At 69.4% G+C, this 20,143-nt stretch carries 22 protein-coding genes; 18 read left to right on the top strand and 4 right to left on the bottom strand.

The genetic code is table 11. The annotated features are described in order from the left end of the window. The first annotated feature begins 45 nt into the window (after positions 1 to 45). The 6 genes from RTK35_RS12830 to RTK35_RS12805 all read left to right on the top strand — a co-directional run bounded on the left by RTK35_RS12830 (position 46) and on the right by RTK35_RS12805 (position 4,433). Positions 46 to 600, top strand: coding sequence for a hypothetical protein (locus tag RTK35_RS12830; RefSeq protein ID WP_316908174.1), 555 nt, complete (start codon positions 46 to 48; stop codon positions 598 to 600). A gap of 2 nt (positions 601 to 602) precedes the next feature. Beyond that, entirely contained in the window at positions 603 to 1,892 is a 1,290-nt protein-coding gene (locus RTK35_RS12825; RefSeq protein ID WP_044413148.1) for a flavohemoglobin expression-modulating QEGLA motif protein, read from the top strand. An 87-nt stretch (positions 1,893 to 1,979) separates the two neighbouring features. Next, positions 1,980 to 2,726 carry a TIGR00266 family protein gene (locus RTK35_RS12820; protein WP_236212341.1) on the top strand — a complete coding sequence of 249 codons (747 nt, stop codon included), beginning with the start codon at positions 1,980 to 1,982 and terminating at the stop codon, positions 2,724 to 2,726. After that, on the top strand, positions 2,723 to 3,604 hold the full coding sequence (locus RTK35_RS12815; RefSeq protein WP_316908173.1) for an alpha/beta hydrolase: 882 nt from the start codon (positions 2,723 to 2,725) through the stop codon (positions 3,602 to 3,604). The genes RTK35_RS12820 and RTK35_RS12815 overlap by 4 nt, the downstream gene beginning before the upstream one ends. Then, positions 3,601 to 3,924, top strand: a complete 324-nt coding sequence (locus RTK35_RS12810; protein ID WP_044413157.1) for a hypothetical protein — start codon at positions 3,601 to 3,603, stop codon at positions 3,922 to 3,924. Before RTK35_RS12815 ends, RTK35_RS12810 begins: the two co-directional genes overlap by 4 nt. A gap of 8 nt (positions 3,925 to 3,932) precedes the next feature. Beyond that, the gene (locus RTK35_RS12805; RefSeq protein WP_410478658.1) at positions 3,933 to 4,433 is read left to right on the top strand and encodes an O-acetyl-ADP-ribose deacetylase; all 501 of its coding nucleotides are present in this window, start codon (positions 3,933 to 3,935) and stop codon (positions 4,431 to 4,433) included. A gap of 177 nt (positions 4,434 to 4,610) precedes the next feature. Here the strand turns inward: RTK35_RS12805 and RTK35_RS12800 are convergent, their stop codons facing one another. Beyond that, positions 4,611 to 6,734 carry a heavy metal translocating P-type ATPase gene (locus RTK35_RS12800; protein ID WP_316908172.1) on the bottom strand — a complete coding sequence of 708 codons (2,124 nt, stop codon included), beginning with the start codon at positions 6,732 to 6,734 and terminating at the stop codon, positions 4,611 to 4,613. 24 nt (positions 6,735 to 6,758) lie between these two features. On the opposite strand from RTK35_RS12800, the gene RTK35_RS12795 reads away from it, so the two are divergent. Together RTK35_RS12795 and cadR are read left to right on the top strand one after the other, a co-directional pair. Then, positions 6,759 to 6,905: a hypothetical protein gene (locus RTK35_RS12795; protein ID WP_232060805.1), complete on the top strand. Its 147-nt coding sequence runs from the start codon at positions 6,759 to 6,761 to the stop codon at positions 6,903 to 6,905. Between the two features lie 56 nt (positions 6,906 to 6,961). Further along, complete coding sequence (gene cadR, locus RTK35_RS12790; RefSeq protein ID WP_044413161.1) at positions 6,962 to 7,429, top strand: Cd(II)/Pb(II)-responsive transcriptional regulator; 468 nt, start codon at positions 6,962 to 6,964, stop codon at positions 7,427 to 7,429. Between the two features lie 61 nt (positions 7,430 to 7,490). Here cadR and RTK35_RS12785 read toward each other — a convergent pair whose 3' ends face one another. Together RTK35_RS12785 and RTK35_RS12780 are read right to left on the bottom strand one after the other, a co-directional pair. Continuing rightward, a complete protein-coding gene (locus RTK35_RS12785; RefSeq protein WP_074974158.1) occupies positions 7,491 to 8,267 on the bottom strand; it encodes an OmpA family protein in 777 nt (258 codons plus the stop codon). A 35-nt stretch (positions 8,268 to 8,302) separates the two neighbouring features. Beyond that, positions 8,303 to 8,713 (bottom strand): DUF4398 domain-containing protein, encoded by a 411-nt coding sequence (locus RTK35_RS12780; protein WP_410478656.1) that lies wholly within the window; start codon positions 8,711 to 8,713, stop codon positions 8,303 to 8,305. Positions 8,714 to 9,005: 292 nt separating this feature from the next. Between RTK35_RS12780 and ppc the strand changes: the two genes are divergently transcribed. The 9 genes from ppc (at position 9,006) to RTK35_RS12735 (ending at position 18,286) form a co-directional block, all read left to right on the top strand. Beyond that, positions 9,006 to 11,645: a phosphoenolpyruvate carboxylase gene (gene ppc / locus RTK35_RS12775; protein WP_316908170.1), complete on the top strand. Its 2,640-nt coding sequence runs from the start codon at positions 9,006 to 9,008 to the stop codon at positions 11,643 to 11,645. A 157-nt stretch (positions 11,646 to 11,802) separates the two neighbouring features. Further along, positions 11,803 to 12,450, top strand: a complete 648-nt coding sequence (adk, locus tag RTK35_RS12770; protein WP_107330362.1) for an adenylate kinase — start codon at positions 11,803 to 11,805, stop codon at positions 12,448 to 12,450. Between the two features lie 87 nt (positions 12,451 to 12,537). Further along, positions 12,538 to 13,218 carry a tRNA (adenosine(37)-N6)-threonylcarbamoyltransferase complex dimerization subunit type 1 TsaB gene (gene tsaB, locus RTK35_RS12765; protein ID WP_044413175.1) on the top strand — a complete coding sequence of 227 codons (681 nt, stop codon included), beginning with the start codon at positions 12,538 to 12,540 and terminating at the stop codon, positions 13,216 to 13,218. Between the two features lie 130 nt (positions 13,219 to 13,348). Next, positions 13,349 to 13,696 (top strand): hypothetical protein, encoded by a 348-nt coding sequence (locus RTK35_RS12760; protein WP_142011558.1) that lies wholly within the window; start codon positions 13,349 to 13,351, stop codon positions 13,694 to 13,696. Beyond that, entirely contained in the window at positions 13,696 to 14,556 is an 861-nt protein-coding gene (locus RTK35_RS12755) for a DUF72 domain-containing protein (RefSeq protein WP_142011556.1), read from the top strand. Before RTK35_RS12760 ends, RTK35_RS12755 begins: the two co-directional genes overlap by 1 nt. A gap of 78 nt (positions 14,557 to 14,634) precedes the next feature. Beyond that, entirely contained in the window at positions 14,635 to 15,465 is an 831-nt protein-coding gene (locus RTK35_RS12750) for an isocitrate lyase/phosphoenolpyruvate mutase family protein (RefSeq protein ID WP_316908169.1), read from the top strand. Further along, positions 15,462 to 16,160 (top strand): extensin family protein, encoded by a 699-nt coding sequence (locus RTK35_RS12745; RefSeq protein ID WP_316908168.1) that lies wholly within the window; start codon positions 15,462 to 15,464, stop codon positions 16,158 to 16,160. Before RTK35_RS12750 ends, RTK35_RS12745 begins: the two co-directional genes overlap by 4 nt. 55 nt (positions 16,161 to 16,215) lie before the next feature. Next, entirely contained in the window at positions 16,216 to 16,998 is a 783-nt protein-coding gene (locus RTK35_RS12740; RefSeq protein ID WP_316908167.1) for a class I SAM-dependent methyltransferase, read from the top strand. Between the two features lie 13 nt (positions 16,999 to 17,011). Then, on the top strand, positions 17,012 to 18,286 hold the full coding sequence (locus RTK35_RS12735; RefSeq protein WP_172432872.1) for a cytochrome P450: 1,275 nt from the start codon (positions 17,012 to 17,014) through the stop codon (positions 18,284 to 18,286). Positions 18,287 to 18,302: 16 nt separating this feature from the next. Here RTK35_RS12735 and RTK35_RS12730 read toward each other — a convergent pair whose 3' ends face one another. Next, positions 18,303 to 18,944 (bottom strand): TetR/AcrR family transcriptional regulator, encoded by a 642-nt coding sequence (locus RTK35_RS12730; RefSeq protein ID WP_160481728.1) that lies wholly within the window; start codon positions 18,942 to 18,944, stop codon positions 18,303 to 18,305. Positions 18,945 to 19,039: 95 nt separating this feature from the next. Between RTK35_RS12730 and RTK35_RS12725 the strand changes: the two genes are divergently transcribed. Next, positions 19,040 to 20,143: an efflux RND transporter periplasmic adaptor subunit gene (locus RTK35_RS12725; RefSeq protein ID WP_142011546.1), complete on the top strand. Its 1,104-nt coding sequence runs from the start codon at positions 19,040 to 19,042 to the stop codon at positions 20,141 to 20,143.

Raw genomic sequence — 20,143 nt, 5'->3', positions numbered from 1 at the left:
CCAGGCATCCGCCTCGCGGGGTTTTTAATGAACAAGGAGAACACGATGAACCCCTGGCGCGTGCTGCTTGCCCTGTCCTTCCTGCTGCTGGGCGGCTGCCTGGTCACCCTGCGGGAGCCGATCCCCGCCAACGAGCCGGCGCCCATGCCGCTGCTGGGGGACTGGTCGCGCAAGGACGAGTGGGGCGAGCGCGCCTACCTGGAGATCAGCCGCTCCGGCTCCAACCTCTACCGTGCCCGCACCTTCGAGGGCGGCAAGGACAACCTCGAGAGCCTGCGCGAGTACGGCTTCACCGTCGCCCACCATGGCCGCCGCTGGTACCTCTCCGCCGGGCTGCCGAAGCAGTGGGGCGCTAACTTCGCCATCGCCGGCTTCGAGCTGACCGCCGACAACGAGCTGGTGGTCTACAACCTCGACGTGGAGCGCCTGCGCCAGGAAGTGGAGCGCGGCACCTTCAAGGGCGAGGCGGTGGAGATGCCCGATGGCGACGGCGTGGTGCTGGACGTGCCCTGGAGCACCCTGCAGGCCTGGCTGGACGACCCGGCCAACTCCGACGTGTTCATCGAGGCGGCGCGCTACCAGCGGGCCGGGGCGGAATGACCATGAGCCGGCGCAAGGTCCCTGACGACTACCAGAACACCGTCCGCAGCCTGTCCGACCGCATCGTCCTGGCGCAGACGCCGATCCGCGTGCTGGACGCCATCAAGTGGGACGACAGCGTTCGCCAGGGCTTCCTCAAGCACAAGGGCAAGGCCATGCCCGAGGTGGACCGCGCCTATTACGAGAGCCGGCCGCTGGCCTTCGACCCGGTGGCCAAGAAACTCGAATTCCAGAACATCGAACGCGACATCACCCGCCAGCTCGGCCAATTCAACCCGGTGGGGCAGATCATGCGGCGCATGTGCAAGGAGTACCGGATGGTCATCCGCATGCTCGAAGCACGCGGTACGCCTGATTTCGGCCTGATCTCCCAGGAGCTTTACGGCGCGGCCTCCGACGCCTTCCATGCCGGTGACCCGACCCTGTCCGACCTGGGGCTGATGCTCTCGGACTACCTGAACAAGATCGACGACCGCGGCGACCTGAAGGACGAGCCCAAGACCCTCACCGCCAAGGACGCCGTCGGCCTGCTGCAGAGCCGTCTCTCGGCGGTGTTCGGCGACGAGACCATCCGCGTGCTGGAGTCCGACGGCATCGTTGCCGACGCGGCGGCCGGCGCCGACTACATCAAGATCCGCAGCGACGCGCTGTTCAACGAACGTGACGTGCGCGCGCTGGAAGTCCACGAAGGGCTGGTGCACGTCGGCACCACCCTCAATGGCCAGAACCAGCCGGTGTGCACCTTCCTCGCCAAGGGCCCGCCGTCGTCCACCGTGACCCAGGAAGGCCTGGCGATCCTCATGGAAGTGATCGCCTTCGCCTCCTACCCCTCGCGCCTGCGCAAGCTCACCAACCGCACCCGTGCCATCCACATGGCGGAGGAGGGCGCGGACTTCCTCGAGGTCTACCAGTTCTACCGCGAGCAGGGCTACGGCATGGGCGAGAGCTACGGCAGCGCCAGCCGCGTGTTCCGGGGCTCGTCGCCGGACGGGCTGCCCTTCACCAAGGACCTGTCCTACCTGAAGGGTTTCATCATGATCTACAACTACATCCAGCTCGCCGTGCGCAAGGGCAAGCTGGAGCAGATCCCGCTGCTGTTCTGCGGCAAGACCACCCTGGAAGACATGCGCACCCTGCGCCAGCTGGTGGACGAGGGCCTGGTGGTGCCGCCGAAGTACCTGCCGCCGCAGTTCCGCGACCTCAATGCGCTGTCCGCGTGGATGTGCTTCTCCAACTTCCTCAACCACCTGAGCCTGGACCGCATCGAGGCGGACTACGCCAACATCCTCTGACGCTGCGGCGCTCGGCCCCGGGGTGCCGAACCGCGGCCTGGCCGGCGCTCGCGATTGATCCCCCAGTCACTTCCAAGGGAGCCCTGCATGGCCAGCCACCAGCTCGAATACGACATCCTCGGCGCCTCGGCGCAGACCGTGGAGATCATCCTCGACCCCGGTGAAACGGTGATCGCCGAGGCCGGCGCCATGAACTACATGACCGAAGGCATCCGCTTCGAAGCCCGCATGGGCGACGGCAGCAGCAATGGCCTGCTCGGCAAGCTGTGGGGCGCCGGCAAGCGCATGCTCACCGGCGAGTCGCTGTTCATGACCCACTTCACCAACGAAGGGCAGGGCAAGCAGCGCGTCGGTTTCGCCGCGCCCTACCCGGGCACCGTGGTGCCGGTGGACCTGGCCCAGGTCGGCGGGCAACTGGTCTGCCAGAAGGACGCCTTCCTCTGCGCGGCCCACGGCACGCGCATCGGCATTGCCTTCAACAAGCGCCTGGGCGCCGGATTCTTCGGCGGCGAAGGCTTCATCCTGCAGAAGCTGGAGGGCGATGGCCTGGCCTTCGTGCATGCCGGCGGCACGGTGATCCGCAAGGAGCTGAACAACGAGACCCTGCGCCTGGACACCGGCTGCCTGGTGGCCTTCACCCAGGGCATCGACTACGACATCGGCCTGGCCGGCGGGCTGAAGAGCATGCTCTTCGGCGGCGAGGGCATCCTCCTGGCCACCCTGCGCGGCACCGGGACGGTGTGGGTCCAGAGCCTACCCTTCTCGCGCCTGGCCGAGCGCATCTACGAAGCCACCTACAAGGCGCGCGAGGAAACCCGCGCCGGCGGCCAGTGAGGCGCCTCGTCCCGCTGCTGCTGGCGGCGCTGCTGAGCGGCTGCAGCGGCCTGCTGTTCTACCCCGAGCGCGAGCTGCCCTTCACCCCCGAGCGGGCCGGGCTGGCCTACCGCGATGTGCAGCTGGTGACCCGCGACGGCCTGCGCCTGCACGGCTGGTGGCTGCCGGTGGCGCCGGGCAAGGCGGTCAAGGGCACCGTGCTGCACCTGCACGGCAACGGCGGCAACCTCGCCAGCCACCTCGGCGGCAGCTGGTGGCTGCCCGAGCAGGGCTACCAGGTGCTGATGCTGGACTATCGCGGCTACGGCTACTCCGAAGGCCGGCCGGCCCTGCCGGATGTGTTCCTCGACTTGGACGCCGCCTTCGACTGGCTCGACCGTGCGCCCGAGGCCCAGGGCCAGCCGCGCATCATCCTCGGGCAGAGCCTGGGCGGCGCCCTGGCGGTGCGCTACCTGGCCGAGCACCCCGAGCGCCGGGCCGGCGTCCGGGCGCTGGTGCTGGACGGCGTGCCGGCCAGCTACCGTGACGTGGCTCAATTCACCCTCGGCAACGCCTGGTTAACCTGGCCGCTGCAAGTGCCGCTGTCCTGGCTGGTGCCGGATGGCGACAGTGCAATCGGCGCCATCGGCCGCCTGCAGGGGCTGCCGATGCTGATCTACCAGAGCATCGACGATCCGGTGGTGCCCCTTTCCAATGGCGTGCGCTTGTATCAAGCTGCGCCCCCGCCACGGGTGTTCCAGCCGACCCGGGGCGGGCACGTGCAGACCTTTGCCGACCCCACCTGGCGCGAAGTGATGCTGCGTTACCTCGACGACCCCAAGGGGTTCGTCGGGTTGCGACGGCTGGCTGAAGTCCCGAATACAGAGAGTCCCCAATGAGCGAACGCAACCCCATTCCGCTGATCCTCACCGGCGTCGGCACCATCATCGGCACCGTGATGGTCCTCTGGTACTACGGCTACCTGCACTTCGCCAAACCCGAGGACGCGTTGCTGCTGTCCGACTTCACCATGCTCAAGACCATTCCTGGCGAGGACTACAAGGTCTCGCTGCAGCCGGCCAACCAGGTCGCGCAGTGCATCGATGGCGTGCTGGTGCTGTTCGACACCCAGCAGAAGGGCCTGACCGGCGTGCTGGTGGACAACAAGAAGCAGGCCGTGCGCTGCATGGGCCAGGAAACCCCGCAGGAAGTCCGCTGAGACCGCTGATGAAGATCACCGTCTGGCAGGGCGATATCACCACCCTCGATGTGGACGCCATCGTCAACGCCGCCAATTCCTCCCTGCTGGGCGGGGGTGGCGTCGATGGCGCGATCCACCGCGCGGCGGGGCCGGAGCTGGTGGCCCGCTGCCGGATCATCGGCGGCTGCCCCACGGGCGAGGCGCGCATCACCCCGGGCGACCGCCTGCCGGCGCGCTTCGTGATCCACACCGTCGGGCCGGTCTGGCGCGGCGGTGACCAGGGCGAGCCCGAGCTGCTCGCCCGCTGCTACCGCAACAGCCTGGCGTTGGCCGAGGCGCAAGGGCTGGCGCGCATCGCCTTCCCGGCCATCAGTTGCGGCATCTACGGTTACCCGCTGGAGGCCGCTGCCGCCGTGGCCGTCCACGAACTGCGCCAAGCGCGCTCCGCCGGCAGCAGCCTGGAAGAGGTGCTGCTGGTGGCCTTCGCCGACGACATGGCCCGCGTCTACCGCAACGCCCTCGCCTGATCCCTCTCCACCTAGGGTGGGTCGGGCGGCGTTCCGCTTCAGCCCACCGCTTTTCAGTGGCTTGAAGCACCAGAATGACCCGGCGACATTCCGGGCCCGCTGCTTCCTTGGGGGGAACCGCCCCGGGCTGAAGCCCGGGCTACGTGGGTTGTTCCGTAGCCGGGCGATGCCGCTCCTCTACTTCACACCGCGCAACAGCCGCAGGCCGTTGAACACCACCAGCAGGCTCGCGCCCATGTCGGCGAACACCGCCATCCACAGGGTGCCTTCGCCCATCAGCGTGAGCACCAGGAACACCGCCTTGATGCCCAGGGCGAGGGCGATGTTCTGCACCAGCACCGACCAGGTCCGGCGCGACAGGCGGATGAACTGCGGCAGCTTGCGCAGGTCGTCGTCCATCAGCGCCACGCCGGCGGTCTCGATGGCGGTGTCGGTGCCCGCCGCGCCCATGGCGAAGCCGATGTCGGCGCGGGCCAGGGCCGGTGCGTCGTTGATGCCGTCGCCGACCATGCCGACCCGCTTGCCGCCGGCCTGGCATTCGCGGATCGCGGCCAGCTTGTCTTCCGGCAGCAGGTTGCCGCGTGCTTCGTCGATGCCCACCTGGGCGGCGATGGCCGCAGCGGTGTGCGGGTTGTCGCCGGTCAGCATCAGGGTGCGCACCCCCAGCTGGTGCAGCTCGGCCACTGCTTCACGGCTGGTCTCGCGGACGCTGTCGGCCACGGCGAAGAGCGCCAGCGGGCCCTGTTCGTCGAGTAGCACGATCACCGTCTTGCCCTGGCGCTCCAGCACGTCCAGGCGGGCCTCCAGTTCGGGCGAGCACAACCCCAGCTCTTCCACCAGGCGGTGGTTGCCCAGGTGGCAGGCACGCCCGGCTACCGTGCCCCGTACGCCACGGCCGGGCAGGGCGGCTTGCTCGTCCACCTCCAGCAGGGCGACGCCGTCGGCCTCGGCCGCCCGGGCGATGGCCTGGGACACCGGGTGGTCCGAACGGGCGGCCAGGCTGGCGGCCAGCTGGCGTGGGTCGAGGCCCGGCAGGTCGCGCAGGCGTACGTGGTCGGTCTGGGTCGGTTGGCCGTGGGTCAGGGTGCCGGTCTTGTCCAGGGCGACCCAGGCGAGCTGGCGGCCCATCTCCAGGAACACGCCCCCCTTGACCAGCACGCCGCTGCGCGCGGCTGCGGCGAGCCCGCTGACCAGGGTGACCGGCGTGGAGATCACCAGGGCGCAGGGGCAGGCGATCACCAGCAGCACCAGCGCGCGGTAGATCCAGTCCAGCCACAGCCCGCCCAGCAGCAGCGGCGGCACCACGGCAGTGGCCACGGCGATGAGGAACACCACCGGGGTGTAGACGCGGGAGAAGGCGTCGACGAAGCGTTGGGTCGGCGCCCGCGCGCCCTGGGCTTCCTCCACGGCGTGGATGATGCGCGCCAGGGTGCTGTCGTCCGCCGCGCGGGTGACGCTGTATTCCAGCTCGCCCTCGCCGTTGATGCTGCCGGCGAACAGGGTTTCGCCCGGCTCCTTCTCCACCGGCAGGCTCTCGCCGGTGATGGGTGCCTGGTTGACGCTGGAGCGGCCGCGCAGCACTTCGCCGTCCAGGGCGATGCGTTCACCGGGGCGTACCCGCACCCGTGCGCCGACCTGCACCTCGCGCGAAGACAGCGCCTGCCAGCTGCCGTCCTGCCACACCGTGGCCTGCTCGGGCGCCAGGTCCAGCAGGCCGCGGATGGCGTTGCGCGCCCGTTCCAGGGAGCGCGCCTCGATCAGCTCGGCGATGGCGAAGAGCACGCTGACCATGGCCGCTTCCGGCCACTGGCCGATCAGCATGGCGCCGGTGACGGCGATGCTCATCAGCGCGTTGATGTTGAGGTTGAGGTTCTTCAGCGCGATCCAGCCCTTGCGGTAGGTGGGCAGGCCGGCGGTGAGGATGGCCAGCACTGCCAGCCCGGCTTCCAGCCAGCCCGGGCCTATGGAGAACCACTCGCAGGCTTCGGCCGCCAGGGCGGCGACGCCAGCCAGGGCCAGCGGCCACCAGGGCTTGCGGCGCTCGGCCGGTGCCGGCGCGCCGGCTTCCAGGGGCTCGGCCTGCATGCCCAGCTGGGCCACCAGTTGCTGCAGCGGCGCCAGGTCGACGAAGCGGTGGCGGACCTTGAGCACCCGCTGCATCAGGTTGAATTCCAGGGCCTCGATGGCCGGGACCTTGCCCAGGGCGTCACGCAGCAGGCGCTCCTCGGTGGGGCAGTCCATCGCCTCGATGCGCAGGCTGCTCCAGCGCGCCTCGCCGAGGGTGGCGTCCGGGGCGTGCAACTCCGGCGCGGGGCCCGCAGGCTGATGATCGTGATCGTGATCGTGATCGTGATCGTGATCGTGATCGTGATCGTGATCGTGATGGCCGTGGGCTGCCTTCGGCTTGGCTGTGGCCGCACGTCCGTGGTTGTGGTTGCAGCAATTGTCCTGGCTCATGGCGGACTCCATTGACGGTACGGGCGTCATTGCACACCCTGTAGCAACTACAGAGTCAAGGAGTGCTGCTCATGAAGATCGGTGAACTGGCCCGGCTGACCGAATGCCCGGTGGAAACCATTCGCTACTACGAGCGCGAGGGGCTGCTGCCCGAGCCCGCGCGCAGCGAGGGCAACTACCGCCTCTACACCCAGGCCCACGTGGAGCGCCTGGCGTTCATCCGCCATTGCCGCTCGCTGGACATGACCCAGCAGGAGATCCGCGAGCTGCTGCGCCTGCGGGACAACCCCGAGGCCGATTGCGCAGCGGCGAACCGGCTGATCGACGAGCACATCCACCACGTCGAGGTGCGCATCGCCGAGCTGCGTGCGCTGCAGGGCCAGCTGCGGGACCTGCGCGCCCAGTGCCAGGGCGCCGGCAGCAGCGAGTCGTGCGGTATCCTGCGGGAGCTGGAGCAGCCGGCACCGCCCAGCGTGGTGTCCGAAGCCTGCGCCGAGGCGGGGCACCTGCATGTGCCGGGTGTGCACGGGCGGCACTGAGTGAAGATCGCTGCATGAAAAAGCCCGCCATCAGGCGGGCTTCTTCATGGACGCGACGGCCTCAGAGGGCGCGGGGTGCGACCGGGCCGGGGCCGTTGGCGATGGTCACCTCGACCCGGCGGTTCAGCGCGCGGGAGGAGGGCGAGTCATTGCTGGCCACCGGGTAGTCCTTGCCGAAGCCGTGGGTGGTGACGCGGCTCGGGTTCACGCCCATGGCCACCAGGGCACGGCGCACGGAGTCGGCGCGGGCCTGGGACAGGCGCAGGTTGTGGTCGACGGTGCCGGTGTTGTCGGTGAAGCCTTCGATCATCACCTGGCGGTCCGGGTTCTGGGTCAGGTAGGTGCCCAGCTGGTGCACGCTCTGCATGCCGTTGGGGGTCAGCTCGGCGCGGTCCACCTCGAAGAGCACGTCACCCAGGGTCACCACCTGGCCACGGTCGGTCTGCTTGGCCTTGAGCTGGTTGAGCAGCACGTCCACCTGCTGGTTGCGGGCGTCCAGCTGGGCCTGGGTACGCTGGGCCGGCGCCTTGGCCAGGGCCTCTTCGGCGGCCTTCTGCTTGATGGTCTGGCGGGCCAGTTCGACGCGCTGGTTGGTCAGATACGCCAGGTGGTCCACCTGCACCGGCTCCTGCTTGTCGGCGTAGGCCTGCTCGGCACGGCTGAGCATGTCGCCGGCTTCCTTGGTCTCGAGGGCGGCCAGGCTGTTGGCCTGGGGCTCGGCCTGCAGCTGGGAATAGTTGCTGCGGGCCTGGTCCAGGTTCGGGTTCGGCTTGGAGGCGCAGGCCACCAGGGCCAGGCTCAGCACGGAAAGGGCGGAAACGCTGATCAGCTTGTTCATGGGGATCATCCTTAACTGGGTTCGGAGGCCGGGGTTCACTGCACCAGGATCGGGGTGCGCGAGCCCTCTTCACGGATCTGCTGGACACCCTGGTGGGCATCGTCCAGCACCTTCTCGGCCTTCACCGCCAGCGCTTTGCGCTCGGCCACGCGGGCGTCCCACTCGGCCTGCTCGGCAACGCGGCGGGCCTCGTCGTAGCGCTCGTTGCGCATCAGGCGCTCGGCCTGGTCGAGCTTGTCCTGGGCGGTCTTCATTTCAACCGGGGCGTACTGCGGAGCGCCGGCATCGACTGCGCTCTTGACCACGGTGTTGGTGACGGCGAACTGTTCGGTCGGCGGGTTGCCGGCGCAGCCGGCGAGCAGGGCGGTAGCGCCCAGGGCCAGCACGGCCATCACTGTTCTCGGATTCGCTACAGCAGCGCGCTTTTTCATCATGTTCAGCTCCATTGGTGACCTCGGCCCGGTGGGGCCTCATGGCTACTTTCCTGCCAGATGCGCGCCAATGAATACCTATTGGCGCCGGATAGCCGCTTTTAGGCGGCGTTTGCCGAATGACCTGGCTTATGGGGTGTGACCGGCCGCCTGTCGAAAATGTTCAAGAAAATTTACGAGGCAGGGTCACAGCCCTTGACCGCAGCGAGCCGGAGCGCAGGTGCCGCGGGGTAGAGCGGCGGTCTTGCCAGTGATGCCTGCCATGGGCACTCTGGAACTCCCTTGCCCATTACCGGAGAGGCCTGCCATGGCGGAGATCGACCCGCGCCTGCGTGAAGACGTCCACCTGCTCGGCGAACTGCTGGGTGACACCATCCGTGACCAGTGGGGCGATGCCTTCCTGGAGAAGATCGAGCGCATCCGCAAGGGCGCCAAGGCCGCGCGCCAGGGTGTGGCAGAAGGGCGGCAGCGGCTGGAGGCGTCCTTCGCCGACCTCACCACCGACGAGCTGCTGCCGGTAGCCCGTGCCTTCAACCAGTTCCTCAACCTGGCCAACATCGCCGAGCAGTACCACCGGGTACGCCGCCAGGCGCCGGGTGAGCCGCTGGCGTTCGAGCAGCGCGTGCTGCCGGAACTGCTGCAGCGCCTGCGTCAGGCCGGCCACGCCCCCGATGCGCTGGCCCGCCAGGTGGCGACGCTGGACATCGAACTGGTGCTCACCGCCCACCCCACCGAGGTGGCCCGGCGGACGCTGATCCAGAAGTACGACGCCATGGCGGCGCAACTGGCCCGCCTGGACCATGACGACCTCACCGACGCGGAGCGCGAGTCCGTGCACCTGGCGTTGCGCCGGCTGATCGCCGAGGCCTGGCACACCGACGAGATCCGCCGCCAGCGGCCGACCCCCGTGGACGAGGCCAAGTGGGGCTTCGCGGTGATCGAGCATTCCCTCTGGCAAGCGCTGCCCAACGTGCTGCGCAAGGCCGACCAGGCGCTGTTCGCCGCCACCGGCGAGCACCTGCCCCTGCGCGCCGCGCCCGTGCGCTTCGCCTCGTGGATGGGCGGCGACCGCGACGGCAACCCCAACGTCACCGCAGCGGTGACCCGCCAGGTGCTGCTGCTGGCCCGCTGGATGGCGGCTGACCTGTACCTGCGCGACGTCGATCACCTGGCCGCCGAGCTGTCCATGCAACGCGCCAGCGATGAGTTGCTGGCATGCATCGGCGGCGAACAGGCCGAACCCTACCGCGCCTTGCTCAAGCAACTGCGCGAGCGCCTGCGCGCCACCCGTGCCTGGGCCCAGGCCGCGCTGGACGGCGAGCGGCTGCCCGGCACCGACGTGCTGCAGGACAACGAAGACCTGCTGCAACCGCTGGAGCTCTGCCACCGCTCGCTGCATGCCTGCGGCATGGGTGTGATCGCCGACGGCGCGCTGCTGGATTGCCTGCGCCGCGCGGCCACCTTCGGCCTGTTCCTGGTGCGCCTGGACGTGCGCCAGGACTCGGCCCGCCACCGCGCCGCCCTGGCGGAGATCACCGACTACCTCGGGCTGGGCGACTACAGCCAGTGGGACGAGGACACGCGCCTGGCCTTCCTCCTGCGTGAGCTGGCCAACCCGCGCCCGCTGCTGCCGCCTCATCACCAGCCCGGCGAGGACACCGCCGAGGTGCTCGCCACCTGCCGCGTGGTGGCCCAGGCGCCGGCGGCATCACTCGGCTCCTACGTGATCTCCATGGCGGGGGCGGCCTCGGACGTGCTCGCCGTGCAACTGCTGCTGAAGGAGGCCGGGCTGCAACGGCCGATCCGTGTAGTCCCGCTGTTCGAGACCCTGGCAGACCTGGACAACGCCGCGCCGACCATCGACCGGTTGCTGGGCCTGGCGGACTACCGCGCGCGCCTGTGCGGCCCGCAGGAAGTCATGATCGGCTACTCCGACTCGGCCAAGGACGCCGGCACCACCGCCGCCGCCTGGGCCCAGTACCGTGCCCAGGAAGCACTGGTGCAGGTGTGCGCCCGGCATGGCGTCGAACTGCTGCTGTTCCATGGCCGGGGCGGCACGGTGGGGCGCGGTGGTGGCCCGGCCCACGCGGCCATCCTGTCGCAGCCGCCGGGTTCGGTGGCGGGGCGTTTCCGCACCACCGAGCAGGGCGAGATGATCCGCTTCAAGTTCGGCCTGCCCGACATCGCCGAGCAGAACCTCAACCTCTACCTGGCCGCAGTGCTGGAGGCGACCCTGCTGCCGCCGCCGGAGCCCGAGCCGGCCTGGCGCGAGGCTATGGACCGGCTGGCCGCTGATGGCCTGGCCGGCTACCGCGACGTGGTGCGCGGGCACCCGCTGTTCGTCGAGTACTTCCGCCAGGCCACGCCCGAGCAGGAGCTGGGCCGGCTGCCCCTGGGCAGTCGGCCGGCCAAGCGCCGGGCCGGCGGCATCGAGAGCCTGCGGGCGATCCCCTGGATCTTCGCCTGGACCCAGACGCGGCTGATGCTGCCGGCCTGGCTGGGCTGGGAGCGCGCATTGCAGGGCGCCGAGGCGCGGGGCGAGGGGCCGTTGCTGCAGCGCATGCGCGAGAGCTGGCCGTTCTTCGCCACCCGCATCGACATGCTGGAGATGGTCCTGGCCAAGGCCGACGCGCCGATCGCGGCGCTCTACGACGAACGTCTGGTGGAAAATGGCCTGCGTCCGCTGGGTGCGCATTTACGCGACCTATTGTCGCAGGCCTGTACGTCGGTACTGCGCGTGACCGGCCATTCCGAGCTGCTCGCCCTCAGTCCGGAGACCCGCGAGGCCATCGGCGTGCGGAATATATACCTGGACCCGCTTCACCTGCTGCAGACCGAGCTCCTGGCCCGTTCCAGAGCGGCCGGAAACCGCGTGGAAGACCCCCTGCAGCTGGCCTTGCTGGTGAGCGTGGCGGGCATCGCGGCGGGCCTGCGGAACACCGGCTAGAGGGCCTTTTGCTCCGACTTTCGACGGCTTGTGCGCTATAGGGGTGCTGTGTATCTTGAGCAACCTTTTGGCCGCTCGAAGACGCCGAAACCGATACTGAGATTGGCCCCACGAGGCGAATCCGAAGACTTCAAAACAATTCTTGAGGAGCACATCGATGCGCGTGATTCTGCTGGGGGCGCCCGGTGCCGGCAAAGGTACCCAGGCTGGTTTCATCACCAAGAAATTCTCCATCCCGCAAATCTCCACCGGCGACATGCTGCGTGCCGCCGTGAAGGCCGGTACCGAGCTGGGCCTGAAGGCCAAGAGCGTGATGGATGCAGGTGGCCTGGTCTCCGACGACCTGATCATCAATCTGGTCAAGGAACGCATTGCCCAGCCCGATTGCGCCAACGGCTTCCTGTTCGATGGCTTCCCGCGCACCATTCCCCAGGCCGAGGCCATGAAGGAGGCAGGCGTGAGCATCGACCACGTGGTCGAGATCGCCGTCGATGACGAGGAGATCGTCCAGCGCATCGCCGGTCGCCGTGTGCACGAGGCCAGTGGCCGCGTCTACCACGTCGTCTACAACCCGCCTAAGGTCGCGGGCAAGGACGACGTCACCGGTGAAGAGCTGGTGCAGCGCAAGGACGACACCGAGGAGACCGTGCGTCATCGCCTCTCCGTGTACCACTCCCAGACCAAGCCGCTGGTGGACTTCTACCAGAAGCTGTCGGCCGCCGAAGGCACGCCGAAGTACAGCGCCGTCGCCGGCGTGGGCAGCGTCGACGAGATCACCGCCAAGGTGTTCGCCGCCCTGTCCTGATCCCTCGCGATCATCCCGACCAACGGCCCGCTTGCGGGCCGTTGGCGTTTATAATGCGCGCCTTTTTTCGCTCACCTGGATGCCCCGATGACCACCCTGCTGGCCCTGGATACCGCCACCGAAGCCTGTTCCGTCGCCCTCCTGCATGAAGGGCGCGTGCTCAGCCATTACGAGGTGATTCCCCGGCAGCACGCCCAGCGCCTGCTGCCCATGATCCAGGACTTGCTGGGCGAGGCCGGGGTCGCCCTGTCCGCCGTGGACGCCATCGCCTTCGGCCGTGGCCCGGGTGCCTTCACCGGGGTGCGCATCGCCATCGGCGTGGTCCAGGGGCTGGCATTCGCCCTCGAGCGCCCGGTACTGCCGGTTTCCAACCTCGCGGTGCTGGCCCAGCGTGCCCACCGGGAGCAGGGCGTGACCCAGGTGGCCGCCGCCATCGACGCGCGCATGGACGAGGTCTACTGGGGCTGCTACCGCCTGGAAGCCGGCGAGATGCGCCTGGCCGGTGTCGAGGCGGTCCTGCCGCCGGAGCAGGTGGCGCTGCCCCGCGATGCAGCGGGCGACTGGTTCGGTGCCGGCACCGGCTGGGGCACCTACGGCGAGCGCCTGGCGGTGCCGACCCAGGGGCGAGACGCCGCTCTGCTGCCCCACGCCCAGGACCTGCTCGCCCTGGCCGGCTTTGCCTGGGCCCGTGGCGAGGCCGTCGCGGCCGACGCGGCGCAGCCGGTGTACCTGCGTGACAACGTGGCCACCCCCAAGGCGCCGGTCTGAGGGGAAACATCGGCGGTCGCCATAGGCGACGGCCGGTATGGCCGGACGTCCGTGCCGATTGAAAATCACCCGGCGCCCGGCTAGATTCCACTCCGTTCACGCCCGCCTTTAGGGACAGCAGAAGCTCGCAATGCGCATCGACGGTTTCACCTCCTCCATCTCGCTGGACCGCAGCCCTCGCCAGGGCAGCGCGACCAATGCTTTCCGCGAGGTGCAGCGCGAGGTCGAAGCGCGCCGTGATACGCCGTCCAGCCCCGGCAATACCCAGGGTTTCGAACAGGTCGCCCAGCCCCGCAAGGTGGAGGCGGGCAATGCCAGCAGCAATTCCCTGCCGGCCCGTCCCCAGGATCTGCAGCAACCCGCCGCGCGCAACCTCAGCAACCGGGCCTACCAGGCCATCGCCAGCTACAGCTCCACGGCCAGCTTCGCCTCCGAAGCCGACGCGCCGGAAGTCCTCGGACTCGACCTCTACGCCTGATGCTGCCGTACTTCCTCGGCTGCCCGTCCTGGAACGAGCCAGCCTGGCGCGGTTCCCTCTACCCTGACGACGTCCGCCCGGCGGAAACCCTGGAGCACTACGCCCGGGTGTTCAACGCCGTCGAGGGCAACACCACCTTCTATGCCCGTCCCGCGCCCGCCACCCTGCAGCAATGGGCCGAGCGGATGCCGGAGGGCTTCCGCTTCTGCGCCAAGCTGCCCCGGGACATCAGCCACGAAGGCGACCTGCGGGACAAGGTCGAGGCCACCCAGGCCTTCCTGCACCTGCTCGAACCGCTCGGTGGGCGGGTCGCGCCGCTCTGGCTGCAACTGCCGGCCAGCTTCGGGCCACAGCGACTCGGCGAGCTGGCGGACTGGCTCGATACCTTCTCCCACCGCGCCGTGGCGGTGGAGGTGCGCAACAACGCTTTCTTCGCCCGGGGCGAGGAGGAGAAGGCCCTGAACCGCCTGCTCCATGAGCGTGGTGTGGAGCGCATCTGCCTGGATTCCCGGGCCTTGTTCGCCTGTGAGTCCGACGACCCGGCCGTTCGCCACGCGCAATCGAAGAAGCCACGTGTACCGGTGCGCCCGGCGGCGTTCAGCCGCGCCCCGCAGGTGCGCTTCATCGGCGGCCCTGACCTCGACGCCAACCAGGTGTGGCTGGAGCCCTGGCTGGACAAGGTGGCCGGCTGGATCGAGGAGGGCTTCACGCCCTACGTGTTCCTGCACACCCCCGACAACCACCTGGCCGCCGCCCAGGCCAGGCGCTTCCACGACGGCCTGATGGGACGCCTGCCGGGCCTGCCCGCCCTGGTCGAGCCCGAGGTGGCCCCGGCAGCGGAACAGTTCGAGCTGCTCTGATCCCCGGGCATTGTATCTGTCCGCTCCCGTTCCCCTGGGGTAAGGTCGGGCCTCCCCGCCTTCGATGGAGCGACCCTCATGACTGACCAGAGCCAACGCGCCCGAGACTTCGCCGCCCTGCACCAGGGACCGGACCTGCTGGTCCTGCCCAACCCTTGGGATGCCGGTTCCGCCCGCATGCTGGCGCACCTGGGCTTCAGGGCCCTGGCCACCACCAGCGCCGGCCTGGCGTTTTCCCTTGGGCGGCGGGATGCGGAAGGGGCGGTGAGCCGCGAAGAGGCGCTGGCCAATGCCCGCGCCATCGTCGAGGCCACGCCGTTGCCGGTGGCGGCCGACCTGGAGAACGGCTACGGCGACAGCCCCGAAGCCTGCGCCGAGACCCTGCGGCTGGCGGCGGAAGCCGGCCTGGTCGGTGGCTCCATCGAAGACGCCAGCGGCCGGCCGGACGCGCCCATCTACGATGCCGGACTGGCCCTGGAGCGCATCCAGGCGGCCGTCGAGGCCGCGCGGACGCTGCCGTTCCCCTTCACCCTCGCGGCACGGGCGGAGAACTTCCTGCATGGCCGGCCGGACCTGGACGACACCCTGCGCCGCCTGGTGGCCTATGCCGAGGCCGGCGCCGATGTGCTCTACGCCCCCGGCCTGACCACCCGCGAGCAGATCGCCGAGGTGGTGGCCGCCGTCGCCCCCAAGCCGGTCAATATCCTGGTGGGCTCGCCGGCGCTGGCGTTGACCCTCGACGAATTGGCCGCACTGGGCGTGCGTCGGGTCAGCCTGGGATCCAACCTGGCGCGGGTGGCCTACGGCGCGTTCTTCGAGGCGGCGCGCCAGCTCCATGGGCATGACCTGTCCGCGGCCCAGCAGGCGATGCCGTTCGACCGGATCAACGCGCTGTTTCCTTCCCGATGAGTCGACGCGGGCGGGTGCTGGGCGGGGGTCTCGTCCTGGCGCTGGTGCTGCTGCCGCTGGCGGTGAGGCAGGGCTGGATCGAGGTGCCCCCGCGCTGGAACCCCTGGGCCCCGCTGGACGTGCGTGAGCCACCGAACCTGCTGACCTCCTTCAAGCTGATGCGCCTGCAGGCCGACCCCCAGCTCTGCAAGCAGGCCCTGGACAGCGCGGGGATGCGCTACCAGGCGGTGCCCGACAGCGTGCCGGCGCCGGGCTGCCCGGTGGACAACGCGGTGCGTGTGAGCGCATCCGGCGTGCGCTTCAGCAGCAGCTTCCTGGCCACCTGCGAAGTGGCGGTGGGCTGGGCGCTGTTCGAGCGGCATGGCCTGCAGCCGGCCGCCCGCGAGGTGTTCGGCCAGCCGGTGGCGCGGGTGGAGCACCTGGGCAGCTTCGCCTGCCGCAACATCGGCACCAGCCAGCGCCGCAGCCAGCACGCCTACGCCAATGCCCTGGACATCGCCGGCTTCCAGCTGGCCGATGGTCGGCGCATCAGCGTGGCCCGCGACTGGAGCGGCCAGGGCGATGCCGCACGCTTCCTGCACCGGGCGCACCAGGCCGCCTGCGACACTTTCCACGTCACCCTGGGGCCGGACTACAACGCGGCCCACCGCGATCACTTCCACCTCGACATGGGGCTGTTCCGCCAGTGCCGCTGACCCCGGGCAGCCGGCTCTGGCAAAATGCCGCCCATTCGATTCGGTGGAACCCCTGATGAACGACGAGCAGCAAACGGCCCGGGTAAGGGTCGAGGCCCTGGTGCCTCACCTGGAGGCCGAGGCTCGGGCCTGGGCCGAGCGCCTGGGCCTGCCCCTGGACGGCGAAGCGGGCTTTGCCCTGCAGCTGGGCGACGACGGCCTGCAACTGGTGGAGCTGGGGCCGGGCGCGCCCGGCCCGGTACGGGTGGATTTCGTCGAAGGGGCTGCGGCGCATCGGCGCCAGTTCGGCGGCGGGGCAGGGCAGATGATCGCCAAGGCGGTGGGCATCCAGCCCGGTATTCGGCCTCGGGTACTGGACGCCACGGCGGGGCTCGGGCGCGATGGCTTCGTGCTCGCCAGCCTGGGCTGCGAAGTGCACCTGATCGAGCGCCAGCCGCTGGTGGCGGCCCTGCTGGAAGATGGCCTGGCCCGCGCTGCGCGCGATCTTGACGTGGCCCCCATCGCCGCCCGCCTGCACCTGCTGACCGGCAATGCGATCACCCACATGGCCGAGTGGACGGACGAGCCGCCCCAGGTGATCTACCTCGACCCGATGTTCCCGCACCGGGACAAGAGCGCCCTGGTGAAGAAGGAGATGCGCCTGTTCCGCCCCCTGGTGGGGGATGACCTGGACGCCCCGGCCCTGCTGGCTGCCGCCCTGGAACTGGCCACCCACCGGGTGGTGGTGAAGCGCCCCCGCAAGGCGCCGATCATCGAGGGACCGAAGCCGAGCTACGCCCTGGAAGGCAAGTCCAGTCGCTACGACATCTACCCGAAGAAAGCCCTCGCCAAGGGCTGAGTGCGAGGTGCTCATGGACGACACGCTGCGTTGCCCCATCCGCCGCACCCTGGCGCGCCTGCCTTGGGTCGATGACCAGCGTGCCGGTGCGCGGCACTGGCTGGCGTTGCAGCGCGATCCGCTGGCCTGGCTGGCGCAGGTGCACGCCGAGCAGCCCGACATGGCCGTCTCGCGCATGGGCCTGAACCGGGTGTGGTGCCTGTTCCACCCCGAGGCCGTGCACCAGGCACTGGTGGAGCACCGTGCCCTATTGCGGCGCTGGGAGCCGAGCCTGTGCATGATGCGCCAGTGGAACGGGCGCAGTTTCATGATGCGCGAGGGGCCACCCGCCCAGGCCCAGCGCAAGGCTGTCCGCCCGCACATCGCCGCGCCGCAGCCGCTGGAGATCCTGCAATTGGCCGAGCGCTGGGGGCAGGGGCTGGAAGACGGTGGCGAAGTCGATCTCGACCTGCAGATGGCGGCCTACAGCGCCACGCTTACCGGCCACGCGCTGTTCGGCATGGACCTGCGCGACCAGGCCTTCGACATCGCCCGGGCCGTGCGCCTGCTCTCGCGGGTGGCGTTGCTGGAGACCAGTACGGGCATTCCCCTCGGGCACTGGTTCCCCAGCAAGCTCTGCCCGCGCAAGCGCTGGGCCCTGGGGCGGCTGCAGGCGGTGGTCGCCGGTATCGCCGAGCAGTCGCCGCGCCCGCTGGCGGCACAGCGCGACGAACTGGCGACCCTGCTCATGGCCGGTCACCAGTCCACCGGGGTGACCCTGACCTGGACGCTGCTGATGCTGGCCCGGCACCCCGAGGTGCTGGCGGCATTGCGGCAGGAGCTGGCCGGCGTCGATTGGTCACGCATCGAGGGCGTGGCGGACCTGCGGGGTTGCCCGCTGCTGCGGGCGGTGATCCAGGAAAGCCTGCGCCTGTACCCGCCGGCTTACGGCCTGGTGCCGCGGCAATTGACGGCCGACACCGAGGTGTTCGGGCAGGCGCTGCAGAAGGGCGACATCCTCATGCTGTCCAGCTGGATCACCCACCGCGATCCGCGCTGGTTCGACGAGCCGCTGGCCTTCCGGCCGCAACGTTTCCTGGAACCGGCCACCTGGCCGAAAGGCGCGTACTTCCCCTTCGGCCTGGGCGACCGGGCCTGCCCCGGTACGGCCATGGCGATGCTCGATGTGGCGGTGTCCCTGGCCTGGTGGGTCACCCACTGGGACGTGGAGCCGCTCGGGGCGATCGAGCCCCAGGGCTGGTTCTCCCTGAGGCCCCGCCGCGCACGGGTGCGCCTGCACCGGCGCTGAGCGCCGGGCGCGCTTCTCAGTCTTCGGCCCGGTAGGCCTTGAGGAACAGCTCCACCACTTCCTGCACGTGCTGTTCGGCGCCTGGCCCTTCCAGTGCGGTGCAGCACCCGATCAGCAAGCGGAAGTTGTGCCCGCCCTTGATCAGGCAGAAGAAGTGCTCGGCGGCGTTCAACGGCTTGTCGATGCGCAGCTTGCCGGCGTCGTTGGCGCGGGCCAGCAGGCGCTCCATCTCGTTGAGGATGCGCTGTGGGCCGGCGTCGAAGAACAGCCGCGAGAGCTTCGGGTCCTGCGCGCCCAGCGCCACCATCAGGCGGTGCAGCTCGATGGATTCGCGGCTGTTGATCAGCGCATGGAAGCCCCGGCCGATGTTCAGCAGCACGCTCTCGATGGTGCCGTCGTGGGGCAGCTGGAACAGCAGCTCCGGCAATTGCTCCTCGCACTTGGCCTTCACGGCGGCGGAGAACAGCGTCTCCTTGTCGGTGAAGTGGCTGTAGACCGTGAGCTTGGAGACCCCGGCTTCCGCGGCGATAGCGTCCATACTGCTGCCGTCGTAGCCCTTGCTGAGGAACAGCGATTTCGCCGCCTCAAGGATCGCTGCGCGTTTCGCCGGATCCTTCGGGCGCCCCGGGCCGCTGCTCTGCAAAGAATTGTCTGACATTTTCTCGTTAATACTGGACTGGTGAGTTCGCTATTTTTACTATACCGGGCAGTATAAATATTCAAAAAACCGTACGTCGCGAAAGGTCATTCACCATGCACCGCCATGCTCTGTCCCTCGCTCTGCCCGTGTCGCTGTCCCTTCTCCTTGGTGCCTGTGGCAATGGTGAAAGCGCGCAGCCTACCATCCGCCCGGCCATGGTGGTGCAACCTCAACCCGCGGCGGACGCCGTGGACACCTACGCCGGCGAGGTGCGCGCCCGCTACGAGCCGGACCTGGCCTTCCGCATCGGCGGCAAGATCACCCGCCGCCTGGTGGAAGTGGGGGACCGGGTGAAGAAGGACCAGCCCCTGGCCGAACTGGACCCGCAGGACGTACGCCTGCAACTGGAGGCGACCCGTGCCCAGGTCGCGGCCGCCGAAGCCAACCTGCAACTGGTGCGTGCCGAGCGTGACCGCTACCGCACGCTGCTGGAGCGCAAGCTCATCAGCCAGTCGCAGTTCGACAACGTCGAGAACCAGTACCGCGCCGGCGAGGCGCGCCTCAAACAGATCAAGGCCGAGTACAACGTCGCCAGCAACCAGGCGGACTACGCCGTGCTGCGCGCCTCCCAGGATGGCGTGATCGCCTCCCGTCGTGCCGAGGTGGGCCAGGTGGTGGCCGCCGGGCAGACGGTCTTCAGCCTGGCCGCCGACGGCGAGCGCGAAGTGCTGATCAGCCTGCCCGAGCACGCCATCGACCGCTTCAAGGTGGACCAGCCGGTGGCCGTGGAGCTGTGGTCCCAGCCGGGCCGGCAGCTGCCGGCGCGCATCCGTGAACTGGCGCCGGCGGCGGACCAGCAGTCGCGGACCTTCGCCGCGCGGGTCGCCTTCACCGCTGGCCAGGTGCCGGCGGAGCTGGGCCAGAGCGCACGCGTCTACGTGAAGGGCGTGGGAGCGGAGACCCTCTCGGTACCCCTGTCGGCGCTGACGGCCGAGGCCGGCACCCCGTTCGTCTGGGTGGTCGACCCTGCCACCTCCACCCTGGTGCGGCGCGCCGTTCAGGTCGGTCCCTATGGTGAGGACCGGGTACCGGTGCTGGACGGGCTGAAGGCACAGGACTGGGTCGTTGCAGCCGGCGTCCAGGTGCTGCGCGAGGGGCAGGAAGTCCGCCCCGTGGACCGCGCCAACCGCGCGGTGAAGCTGGTGGCCAAGGAGTAA

The sequence above is a fragment of the Pseudomonas sp. zfem003 genome (genome assembly GCF_032621675.1).
Lineage (GTDB): Bacteria > Pseudomonadota > Gammaproteobacteria > Pseudomonadales > Pseudomonadaceae > Metapseudomonas > Metapseudomonas otitidis.
Note: the sequence above shows the minus strand (reverse complement) of the source record. Positions and strands in the feature narration are given on the sequence as shown.